Genomic DNA, 292 nt, shown 5'->3' with positions numbered 1-292 from the left:
GTCGCCGGTGCTGAGCCACTCGCCGGCGAAGACGGTGCGGCTCGCGGCGGCGCGGCGCCAGTAGCCGAGCGCGATGGATTCGCCGCGGACGAACAGCGATCCCGGCTCGCCGTCGGCGACCGGATTGCCGTCGAGGTCGCGCAGCTCGAGGTCGTAGCCGGGGACGGCGACGCCGGTCGTGCCGGGGTGGACGTCGCCGGGCCGGTTGGACAGGAAGATGTGCAGCGCCTCGGTGGAGCCGATGCCGTCGATGATCTCGCCCCCGAACCGGTCGGCGAACCGCTGCAGCAGC

The 292-nt window shown here is 73.6% G+C and carries 1 protein-coding gene; it reads right to left on the bottom strand.

Features of this window, described 5'->3' with window-relative positions; translation table 11 throughout:
- Positions 1-292 (bottom strand): AMP-binding protein (locus tag IH26_RS0152725; RefSeq protein WP_030443839.1); only part of this gene is annotated, 292 nt, incomplete at both ends.

The sequence above is a fragment of the Actinoplanes subtropicus genome, assembly GCF_000721705.1.
GTDB lineage: Bacteria > Actinomycetota > Actinomycetes > Mycobacteriales > Micromonosporaceae > Actinoplanes > Actinoplanes subtropicus.
This window is presented reverse-complemented; position numbering and strand designations above follow the sequence as displayed.